The 9607-nt window shown below is 41.6% G+C and carries 12 protein-coding genes; 2 read left to right on the forward strand and 10 right to left on the reverse strand.

Annotation, left to right across the window (positions count from 1 at the left end; genetic code table 11):
* Positions 1 to 389 precede the first annotated feature (389 nt).
* The 6 genes from HMPREF9073_RS05550 to HMPREF9073_RS05575 all read right to left on the reverse strand — a co-directional run bounded on the left by HMPREF9073_RS05550 (position 390) and on the right by HMPREF9073_RS05575 (position 4822).
* Entirely contained in the window at positions 390 to 671 is a 282-nt protein-coding gene (locus HMPREF9073_RS05550) for a hypothetical protein (RefSeq protein ID WP_034555482.1), read from the reverse strand.
* Positions 672 to 821: 150 nt separating this feature from the next.
* The gene (locus tag HMPREF9073_RS05555) at positions 822 to 2213 is read right to left on the reverse strand and encodes an RtcB family protein (protein ID WP_009413024.1); all 1392 of its coding nucleotides are present in this window, start codon (positions 2211 to 2213) and stop codon (positions 822 to 824) included.
* A 10-nt stretch (positions 2214 to 2223) separates the two neighbouring features.
* Positions 2224 to 2670, reverse strand: coding sequence for a hypothetical protein (locus tag HMPREF9073_RS05560; protein WP_009413025.1), 447 nt, complete (start codon positions 2668 to 2670; stop codon positions 2224 to 2226).
* Between the two features lie 17 nt (positions 2671 to 2687).
* A complete protein-coding gene (locus tag HMPREF9073_RS05565) occupies positions 2688 to 3173 on the reverse strand; it encodes a hypothetical protein (protein WP_009413026.1) in 486 nt (161 codons plus the stop codon).
* A 112-nt stretch (positions 3174 to 3285) separates the two neighbouring features.
* Complete coding sequence (gene prfH / locus HMPREF9073_RS05570; protein ID WP_009413027.1) at positions 3286 to 3978, reverse strand: peptide chain release factor H; 693 nt, start codon at positions 3976 to 3978, stop codon at positions 3286 to 3288.
* Between the two features lie 61 nt (positions 3979 to 4039).
* A complete protein-coding gene (locus HMPREF9073_RS05575) occupies positions 4040 to 4822 on the reverse strand; it encodes a hypothetical protein (RefSeq protein ID WP_009413028.1) in 783 nt (260 codons plus the stop codon).
* A 159-nt stretch (positions 4823 to 4981) separates the two neighbouring features.
* Here HMPREF9073_RS05575 and HMPREF9073_RS16505 point away from each other — a divergent pair, with 159 nt between their 5' ends.
* Both HMPREF9073_RS16505 and HMPREF9073_RS05580 read left to right on the forward strand, forming a co-directional pair.
* A complete protein-coding gene (locus tag HMPREF9073_RS16505) occupies positions 4982 to 5113 on the forward strand; it encodes a hypothetical protein (RefSeq protein ID WP_009413029.1) in 132 nt (43 codons plus the stop codon).
* A gap of 117 nt (positions 5114 to 5230) precedes the next feature.
* Positions 5231 to 6058: a prephenate dehydratase gene (locus HMPREF9073_RS05580; protein ID WP_009413030.1), complete on the forward strand. Its 828-nt coding sequence runs from the start codon at positions 5231 to 5233 to the stop codon at positions 6056 to 6058.
* A 5-nt stretch (positions 6059 to 6063) separates the two neighbouring features.
* Here the strand turns inward: HMPREF9073_RS05580 and HMPREF9073_RS05585 are convergent, their stop codons facing one another.
* From HMPREF9073_RS05585 to HMPREF9073_RS05600, 4 genes are all read right to left on the reverse strand, one after another.
* The gene (locus HMPREF9073_RS05585; protein WP_009413031.1) at positions 6064 to 7116 is read right to left on the reverse strand and encodes an FAD-binding oxidoreductase; all 1053 of its coding nucleotides are present in this window, start codon (positions 7114 to 7116) and stop codon (positions 6064 to 6066) included.
* Positions 7117 to 7165: 49 nt separating this feature from the next.
* The gene (locus HMPREF9073_RS05590; RefSeq protein ID WP_157453496.1) at positions 7166 to 7597 is read right to left on the reverse strand and encodes a hypothetical protein; all 432 of its coding nucleotides are present in this window, start codon (positions 7595 to 7597) and stop codon (positions 7166 to 7168) included.
* Between the two features lie 195 nt (positions 7598 to 7792).
* Positions 7793 to 8131, reverse strand: a complete 339-nt coding sequence (locus HMPREF9073_RS05595) for a carboxypeptidase-like regulatory domain-containing protein (RefSeq protein ID WP_009413033.1) — start codon at positions 8129 to 8131, stop codon at positions 7793 to 7795.
* A gap of 113 nt (positions 8132 to 8244) precedes the next feature.
* Positions 8245 to 9456, reverse strand: a complete 1212-nt coding sequence (locus tag HMPREF9073_RS05600; protein WP_009413034.1) for a beta-ketoacyl synthase — start codon at positions 9454 to 9456, stop codon at positions 8245 to 8247.
* Positions 9457 to 9607 lie beyond the last annotated feature (151 nt).

Below are 9607 nucleotides of genomic sequence, written 5' to 3' on the forward strand. Positions count from 1 at the left end.
TGTTACAAAGCTGGAAATCAATCTTCTGTTATATTGAACTGACGTTATATATAGGGCAGTAATGGGCGAGAATATCCAAGCGAGTATAGTGCGAATATGTATTTTTTCGTCCATCTTATCAAAAAAGCGACTAAACAATATACCAATGAAAAGCAGCGGAAGCAACAAAACATATAGCATATCCTTTATGTGAGAGGAGCGTTTCTTCAACTGAAAATAAGTAAATTAGAGGTTTTATTTTTTGTAGAGATGTTCACTCAATTCTTCTGTAGAAATAAAGAAATGTCCGTAACCTTTTTCCTTTCAGCCAATATTAAAGCTTTATGACCAGAGGGGTTTATAAGAGCACTCATAAAAATGTTACTGTCGGCAATGATAATCATATCATATTAAATATTAAAGTGTTCATCCCAACGTTTAGCTATATTGTGATTTATCTTCTTAGAGATTGTCATCACAAACGCGTAATCCTCAGGGGTCATTTCTTCTTCTTTAGCAGCTTCTACTATTTCCTCAGGGGTCATTTTTAATATTTTAGAAGCGTCCAACACTTCCTGAGAGTACTTAGGTTCTTTTTGCTTTGTAACTTTTACAAAATCAAGTGTTTTAAGATATCTCACAAGGTGTAGTGCTTGTGGATTGTTATCGGTAATGGTAACTGTATAAGGCATAATATTTTCTATTTTTGGCAAAGATACAAGATAATTAGCATATAAGTAAATAAAAAACTGTCCGAAAAGTTTTATTTGTAAGGGCGTTTGCAGCACATACCCAGCTATCGCTGGCTTTCCTACAGAATAACATAATTCAAAAATAACTGATTACTTGTCCATTCGCACGATGCGTGGCTGGAAAGTACCGATGATATCTACTAAATCGCTTTGTGAAGCCATTATGGTTTCTATGTTTTTATACGCCATAGGAGCTTCTTCGGCATTACCCCCGATGAGGGTAATATCTTTGGCTTTGAGGGCTTTTTTGATATCGGAATTGGTAAAGCGATTCCTGCTCTCATTGCGCGAGAAAGCACGTCCTGCCCCGTGTGAAGCTGAATCGAAACTCTGGGCATTGCCTTTGCCTCGCACGATATAGCCGGCATCGGTCATTGAGGCGGGGATAATACCCAGTACCCCCTCCCCTGCTGGAGTTGCCCCTTTGCGGTGTACTACTACTTCTTTGCCATCGTGAATTTCTTTCCACGCAAAATTGTGGTGGTTCTCGATGCGCGCTCTCAATCGACCACCCACAGCGCGAATAAGTCGGCGATGGATATCGTCGTGGCAGGCAGAAGCGTAATCGCCTGCGAGGTTCATAGCCGTCCAATACTCTAAACCTAAGTGGGTATTGAGGTCGAGCCACGCAAACTGTTGGGCTTCTTTGGGTAGGGGACATTGTTCGGCTGCCACGCGTACGTAATACTGAGCGATTTCAGCACCAAAACCACGCGAACCGCTATGCGAAAGGATACCGAGATATTTTCCTTTGGGTAAGCCTATTTGTGGATCGTCGGCTAAGAGTGCTACCTCGCCAAATTCCACAAAGTGATTGCCACTGCCCGAAGTACCCATCTGCTTGATTGCCTTATCCTTCAATCGCTTGAGAATAGGAATCAGTGAAAAAGTATCACGCTCGAAAATCTCGTGCTCTACGTGTGATTTATGAGTTTCGTACATACCGAACTTCGTATGCTCAGCAAGGGCTTTTTCGTACTTATCACGCGCCCCCGAGAGGTAGGATACAGGAATATCCAAGATACTGAGGCACATACGGCAACCGATGTCCAAGCCTACGCCATAAGGAATCACAGCATTCTCTACCGCCAGCACACCTCCTATGGGCAACCCATAGCCGCTATGGGCATCGGGCATTAGGGCTCCGCCTACCGAAATAGGGAGCTTGAGAGCGGTGTAGAGTTGCGTTTTTGCTTCTTCGGTGATGTCGTCGCCAAAGATATGATAAGGGGCACGGGTAGCGTTGAGCTGTCGTTTTTCGGTTTTAGTAGACGAAAGCAGCGCCTCGGCTATCTGACCAAAAGTAAGGTGTCCTTCGTACTGCGCAGGATTTTTTAAAATATCCTCAAGTACCGACTTTACATACGCCAAGTTTTTAGTAGCGTAATTGCGTTTCATCACTTCCAACGCTACATTGATAGATTGATTATTCGGGAAACCTAACTTGAGGAGGTCTTTCCCTTTGAGTTTTAAATTTGCCATAATAATTTGTTTAATTGATAATACCCTCTACATATTTTTTCCATTGCTCTGGGTTATGTACCTTTTGCAGCAATTGTTTTACATAAGGGCGAATTTGTTGTTGAGCTTTCTCGCCTGCTTCTTCTGAAATCTCTTCTTTAGTAGATTGATAACACAACAGTACCCAAAGCAGTTGTTCAGCGGTTCCTTCATAACCGTGCAAACGATGAGTAAAATAACCTTCGGTTTTTCCTGCTTCATACAGTTGTATCAAAGCCTTAAAACCTTCATCTATTCCCCACGCACAAAGCAATTTAGCAGCAGAAAGCTCAATAAAAACATCTTCGTGGGTAAGCAGTTTCTTAAGACCGTCAATGCGCTCTTGTGAAATATCCTCTGGTTCGAGTTCTTCAGGAAAGGTAGTATAAGTAACTCCTTGAGGAATACTATTTAAAAGTTCTTGTATTTGTTCTTCCATAGTAATGAATAGGGTTATTAGTATTTTCTTGAGAAACTTGGAGAAACTTGGAATATCTCCGAGTTGTGAGACGTACTCATTGACAAATTAGCAAATCGGCAAATTACCTGATTGTCCTTAATGAAATAGATCTTATCTTCTGTAGGGCAATAGTAGAGCAGGAGCTTTTCACCTTCTTCCAAAAGAAAGGTAATTTCACTATTTCCGGCTACTTCTTCAGCAAAAATAGCACTAATGTGTTTGCCTTTGAGTTGCCAAGCCTCAGTAAGGTCATCAAAGCGATAGTCATCATCGTCCTCATCTACTTCATACTCATTCCAACACTCACAAAAAGCAATACCCACATCTAAAAAGAACTGAAAAATAGGTTGTCCTTCTGCTTTTAAATAGACGATTAAAACATCTCCATCATCAGGATTTACACATACCTTGAGTTGCTCTATGGGCAAACCATTGAGCATCGTAAGGTTGAAATGGGTATCTTGGTAGAATCTTCCGGTCATAAAGTTTATTTTTTTTGAGAGATGCTGATATCTCGGAGAAACTCAGAATAACTTGGAGGGTTGCTGAAATTCTTTTCAACTTTAGTAAAGGTCGTAGCACGACAAGCATTTGCTAATCTGTTAATTCTCTAATTTCCTTCTTGCCAGCGGCGCGTTCTTTTTTATAGCTTTTTTCTACATAAGTGCTTTTGAAATCGGTGCCTTTGAAAGTGCGCACAGGGTTACCGCGTTGCACTTGGGTGTGATTGCTCCAATGACTCTGTGCTTGCTCGGCAAGTTGCTGAAGCTCTATTTCGGCGAGTTTTTCTTTAAGGCGAGCAAGAGCGAGTTTCTTATTGTCCAGCTGTGAACGTGAATCCTGTGCCAATACGCTGATACCCGTAGGCAGGTGAGTGGCGCGTACTGCCGAATTTACCTTGTTCACATTCTGTCCGCCATTGCCTTGCGAGCGAGTGGTTTGGAACTGTACATCGCGCTCCGAGAAAGTCTGGCGTTGCAGTTGGTCGAGCTCAAAAACGCCTATATACCAATTGCTGCGCTGGTGAAACTTGCGAAAGGTGCTCTTACCTACCCAGCAAACAGTGCCGAGCCAACTTTTCAAAAACGATGCTAACTCCTTGCCTTTAAGTTGCAGGGTAACCGATTTTACAGTGAGATTAGCATCGCCTTCCTCTCGGCTGAGAATGGTATAGCTGATGCCTGCTTGAGTAGCTTCTTGCAGGAAAGTCTTGAGTACTTTCGCCACTACCCATTGGCATTCTAAAGGACCGCGACCTGCGGTGATTTGTATGATTTTTTCTTGCATTTTTTTCTTTGTTTTTTTGTAAATCGGACAAGTCTGACGGGGCAGACTGGTCGGATTGGGGTTAAAGATTGACCTCCAAAAGGATATCTGCGATTTCCATTGCTGAGGTGTGATACTTAAGGGCTGCAATTTCTTTCAGCGGGGTGCGTTTGTACTTTTCCTTAGGCGTATAGCGCTTTTGGAATTGATTCCACGAATAACTGCCTCCATAGATTTTGCTATGGATAATCCCCCAGTTCTTATGGTCATTTATGATTTTATCAAGCTCGGCGAGTTCTCCCTCTATGGCTACATCTACCGGACGGTAGTGGGTGATCATATTAGGCTTTATACGCAATTCAAAACGCCACGCTTCGGTAAACTCGTAATAGGTTTCAAAACGGTCTTTTTGGCGATTAAAACACTCTATCCTCGCAAAATAGGCGCGTTCTTTTTCAGTAAACTTCCCCCTTTCAAGGGCTCTTTGCCATTCCCATTGATTAAAAGCGTACAATTCCTGCTTACGAGCTATGTAAACGCGTTTGCCACGGCGCTTTTTCTTCTTCTGAAACTTACGTGTATCAGCATATTGATAGGTGTTGATTTTCTCCAAAAGTGTCGCGAAAAAGTCGGCTTGCTTGCCTTGCCTTACATCTTCCCTCAGTACAAAGAAACGCACATAGCCCTTTTGGTAAGGTTTTTCGAGTGGTACAAGTGGCAGTTCACGGCGTTGTTTAAAGAGTGCTTTTTGGCGTTTGATACATTCGCGCAAATACTTCTCGTGGTCTTCTCGAACAATGCGTTTGCGAGAACGCAAATTGCGCAGGCGAGAGACGCCTTCGGGGGTAATATATAGATTTCCCATTTTTCAATTAACAATTGACAATTAATAATTAATCAGCCCCCGAACCCCCGAAGGGGGACAATCCTCAAATAAGGATATTTTCAAAAGGCAAATTGTTCTAACTTACAATTTAATTGCTTCGGGAAAATGTGATAGGAAGGTGTCCTAAAAGTTTTATTTATGAGGAAAAACAAAAAGCCCGAAGCGGGTGCTTCGGGCTCTTCTATATTTTATACTATTATTCTAATCAAGCGGATACGCCACGAAGCGTTACCTTGTGCAAAGGTAATACAGATGCGATATGTAACTTGATATAGGTCATTTCTTCGTGCGTATTTTTTGTATTTAGTTAAACGATAATTCTTAAAATCGGGGGCAAAGGTACAACAATTTTTTGAATATGCAAGAAAAAAGATGTATTTTTGCACTATGAATGAAAAAATAGCCATACAAGGTACCCAAGGTTCGTTCCATTATCAGGCAGCTGAAGCCTATTTTGGTAAGGATATAGACGTTATAGAATGTCGCAATTTTGATATAGTGGTGAAAAAACTCTTAAATGGGGAAGCCCAATGGGGAGTAATGGCGATTGAAAACAGCATTGCAGGGGCTATACTGCCCAACTATGCGCTTATCGACCGCAACAACTTGCACATCACAGGCGAGTACTATATGAATATTCAGCACCACCTGATGGCTCTTGGCAATCAAACTTTAGCCGATATTACCGAAGTGCGCTCACACTATATGGCACTATTGCAGTGCAAAGATTTTTTTGAGCAATATCCTCATATCCGTTTGGTGGAAGCTACTAACACCGCTCAGGCAGCTAAAGAAATTCACGAGCAGCAGCTGAAAGGTGTTGCTGCAATTGCCTCAACCTCGGCATCGGAACTTTACCACTTGCCGATATTAGCTGAAAGTATCCAAACTATTAAGCGCAACGCTACCCGCTTTGTGGTGCTCTCTACTACTGATAACCATCTACCAAAAGAAGAAATTGACAAAGCTACCCTAAAATTCCAAGTATACGACAAGAGCGGAAGTCTTGCCACCGTGCTGAACGTGTTGCGCGACCACGATATAAATATGACCAAAATACAGTCGTTGCCAGTGATAGAAACGCCTTGGAAATACGCTTTTTTCGTGGATGTAGGGTTTGAACATTACGCCCAATTTGAGCAAGCTATGCAACTTTTGGAGATAATGACAGAGGAACTGAAGGTTTTGGGAAAATTTATATCAGATAAGAGGTAAGAAGATTAATGCCTAAATCTCTTGGCGAAGCGGTTGATATTCATTTCGTGGGGGATTTCTATTTCTTCAAAAGCGGCGGCGTAGAGCACTTGGGCGCAGTAAGGGGCATTGAGCACGCCTCGGGTACCTAAACCGTTGAACACCCACAGATGTGAGTGCTGAGGATGTTGCCCTAAAAGGGGTCGCCTATCGGCTACTGTAGGGCGAATCGCGGCTTGATGGCTTAGCACTTCATAAGGAACGTTCGTCATTTTGCGCAGTTTTTCTAAAAGTTCGGTACGGGCAGCTTCGGTAATTACTTCAGTTAAATCTTCGGGGTCGTAAGTAGCGCCAAGTATATATTTATCATCCCCTAACGGAATCAATACCCCATCACTTTTGTAGATGTGTTGCAACTGCAAACGAGGAGCGCTGATAGTGAGGGTCTCCCCTTTGCACGGACGCATAGGCAATTTGCTGAAATAGGGATTTTTAGCAATACCGCAACCTTCACAGAAAATGATATTTTGGGCAGATACTCCGCAATAAACCACATGTGCATCGTATACTTCTAAATCGTCGTACACAAAAGTCTTCTCGTAGCACACACCTTCTGCTTGCCAGCGTTTTATACTTTCGGTTATATAGTGTTGTACGTTCAATCTCCCCGTGTGGAGCACTTCGCCTAAGCCAAAAGGTGCTGGGAGTGCCTCGTTGAGAGCGGGCAATATCACGGGACTCAAATAAGGAGCAAGCAGCGGATTATCGGAAGCTGTAAACCAATTGTTTTGTTCTTCTACAGAAGCGAATTTGCGCACTACGTGTATAGGGATGCGAAATTGACATTGCGTTTTAGCCTCAATTTCGTCGTAAAAACGGTTGGCGCTATTCATTATATCCTCAGAATGCCAAACGGGGGTAAATCGCTTTAAAACGACGGGATTATAAACTCCTCCAGCGATAAGGCTCGCCACTTGAGAATGGTCGGAGAGGAGGCAGAAGGTTTTGCCGTTTTTTTCGAGGGTATGGGCAAAACTTACGCCTGCAAGTCCCGCACCTATGATGATAAAGTCGTACATTTTATTCAGGTAACAGGTAAGAGGTAACAAGTAAGAGGTTGTGTGATAATTATCTTACTAGTATATCTGTTAATAAGTTTTCTTGTGAATATTCTTCTGTTTGATAATTGTTTTCAGAGGGAAAGACATACATTTCAAAGAATTTACCAAAGGTTTCTCGGTTGAGAGGTACATTTACTTTTTTTGTTTTAGAAAACAACACTAAATTATTGTTATACTTTTCTAAATAAGATAAATAACCCTCGTTCACCCATTTTTTTAACAATTCTTGATTATGGGAGTTAAAACTTTCTTCTAAAGATGTTAAGTATTTCAGTATATTGAAAGCCTCAGGAGAAAACAAATGTTTTACAGCATTAAGCTTTTTTTCTGAATATTTAAAAAGCAATGTATGTTCATTAGCCATTATGAGAGCAATGCTCAAACGGTCGGAGGACAATATATTAGGTTGTAAATCTATTGTACAAAGGAATGTGTTCATTTTTTAAAAGTGTATTAAACGATTTATATATTCTCTAAAAATGCCAATCAAGGGTTAAATTAACTTATTGATTTAAAACATCCCCCCCTCACATACTCAGCTACGCCTGCTTGCTGACTTCCTTCAAAGGGGGAGACACGATGCAAAAGCGATAACATTCTGTTAATCAAGGGTTATTGTTTTTCAACTCTTGATTCATATTTTTAATTTAGATATATAAATTATTTTTCCTTTGAAAACTTCTTGTTGTTGTTCACCATTTTGTATCTGAATAGAACGAATAGTATCTTTCTTATAACCTTCTTTTTCAAAAATAAGACTTGAAGATACATTTTCTAACTTCTTCATACTAAAATATCCTTTTTCATTGGTTGTCGTTTCGTGGTTACTTTCTAATTCTATTACTTTTACATTTTGTAAAGGTTTTTCTGTATCAAAATCATATACATAACCAGTGTAGAATTCTTTTTTATTGTAGATATTACAACTTAGTGTTATAATATAAATAAGTAGGAAACAAAATATCTTATTCATTTTATTTTTCAATTATCATTTTAGTTAACCAAATGAGACTTTTTACATCTTACCTCGTACAGAAAGGTGTAGCGACACAAATTTTGCAAATCAATTATGATAGACTATAATTCTCAAATTTTCTTGATTACTAACGCTGAGTTTGTACCGCCAAAGCCGAAAGAGTTGCTCAAAAAGGCATTGATAGGGCGCTCTGCAGTTTCGGCGATGATATTGAGTTTGGCAGAAGCTTCATCGGGGGTTTCAAAATTGATATTAGGAGCTATAAAGCTGTTTTGCATCATCAGCACGGAATATATCACTTCGCTGGCACCTGCCATCCAGCACTCGTGTCCGGTCATTGATTTGGTGGAACTCACAGGGATATGACTGCCAAAAATCTCATAAATAGCCTTTGCTTCATTGGCATCGCCTATGGGGGTGGAAGTGGCGTGCGCATTGATATAGTCGATTTCATTAGCTTGCATTCCTGCATTTTTGAGGGCGCGCGCCATCGCACGGGCAGGTCCTTCTACATTGGGGGTAGAGATATGTCCGCCGTTAGACGAAAAGCCATAACCTACGACCTCAGCGATAGGGGTTGCCCCGCGTTTCATTGCCGATTCATAACTTTCTAACACCAAAGTAGCTGCGCCCCCACTGGGCACTAAACCGTCTCTATTAGCATCGAAAGGACGTGAAGCCAAAGCAGGCTCTCCCTCGCGCATTGAGAAGACCCCAAGACCATCAAAACTGCCCATACTGTACATGTTGATTTCCTGAGCACCGCCGCAAATCACGCAGTCTTGCATACCGCTTTGTATCAGCAAATAGCCCAAACCCACTGAGTGTGAGCCACTGGCACAAGCGGCACTGATGCTCATATTCACTCCACGCAGTTGGAAGAGAGTAGAGAGGTTCATCGTTACAGTGGAGTTCATCGTGCGGAACACCGCTCCAGAGCCTACCAGTGTGGTGTCTTTCTTTTCTCTTATCTTGTCGTTGGTAAGAATCACCGACTCGGCTACACTGTCGTTGCCGTAGAGGATTCCCACTTCGTTTTGTTGTAAGAAATCGCTATCGATACCTGCATTTTTAAGTGCTTCGAGGGTTGCCATATAGGCAAATTCGCTTTCTTGTCCCATAGAAATACGCTCGCGGCGACCCAAGAGACCTTTGAGGTCGGGATTTTCCACAAAGCCTGTGAGGGCAGAGCGATAGCCATATTCTTTGCGTTCGGGCAAGAAAACAATACCCGATTTCCCTTGGTATAACGAATCACACACCTCGCCCAGTGAAGTGCCTATGCAGGAATAAATACCCATTCCGGTGATAACTACTCTCATAAATTCAATTAGTAAATTAGAAAATTAGCAGATTAGCAAATGTAGGGGCAAAGGTAATAAATATTTACGAATGACGAGTTACGAATGACGAAATTAGGCGTTAGAAAATGTATAGGGGCGTTTGCAGCACATACCCAGCTATCACTGGCTT

Source organism: Capnocytophaga sp. oral taxon 326 str. F0382, from assembly GCF_000318295.1.
Classification (GTDB): domain Bacteria; phylum Bacteroidota; class Bacteroidia; order Flavobacteriales; family Flavobacteriaceae; genus Capnocytophaga; species Capnocytophaga periodontitidis.

Coding starts and splice junctions, on each gene's coding strand:
- HMPREF9073_RS05550 (WP_034555482.1), bottom strand. CDS start 671: ATGCCTTATACAGTTACCATTACCGATAACAATCCACAAGCACTACAC.
- HMPREF9073_RS05555 (WP_009413024.1), bottom strand. CDS start 2,213: ATGGCAAATTTAAAACTCAAAGGGAAAGACCTCCTCAAGTTAGGTTTC.
- HMPREF9073_RS05560 (WP_009413025.1), bottom strand. CDS start 2,670: ATGGAAGAACAAATACAAGAACTTTTAAATAGTATTCCTCAAGGAGTT.
- HMPREF9073_RS05565 (WP_009413026.1), bottom strand. CDS start 3,173: ATGACCGGAAGATTCTACCAAGATACCCATTTCAACCTTACGATGCTC.
- prfH (WP_009413027.1), bottom strand. CDS start 3,978: ATGCAAGAAAAAATCATACAAATCACCGCAGGTCGCGGTCCTTTAGAA.
- HMPREF9073_RS05575 (WP_009413028.1), bottom strand. CDS start 4,822: ATGGGAAATCTATATATTACCCCCGAAGGCGTCTCTCGCCTGCGCAAT.
- HMPREF9073_RS16505 (WP_009413029.1), top strand. CDS start 4,982: ATGAGGAAAAACAAAAAGCCCGAAGCGGGTGCTTCGGGCTCTTCTATA.
- HMPREF9073_RS05580 (WP_009413030.1), top strand. CDS start 5,231: ATGAATGAAAAAATAGCCATACAAGGTACCCAAGGTTCGTTCCATTAT.
- HMPREF9073_RS05585 (WP_009413031.1), bottom strand. CDS start 7,116: ATGTACGACTTTATCATCATAGGTGCGGGACTTGCAGGCGTAAGTTTT.
- HMPREF9073_RS05590 (WP_157453496.1), bottom strand. CDS start 7,597: ATGAACACATTCCTTTGTACAATAGATTTACAACCTAATATATTGTCC.
- HMPREF9073_RS05595 (WP_009413033.1), bottom strand. CDS start 8,131: ATGAATAAGATATTTTGTTTCCTACTTATTTATATTATAACACTAAGT.
- HMPREF9073_RS05600 (WP_009413034.1), bottom strand. CDS start 9,456: ATGAGAGTAGTTATCACCGGAATGGGTATTTATTCCTGCATAGGCACT.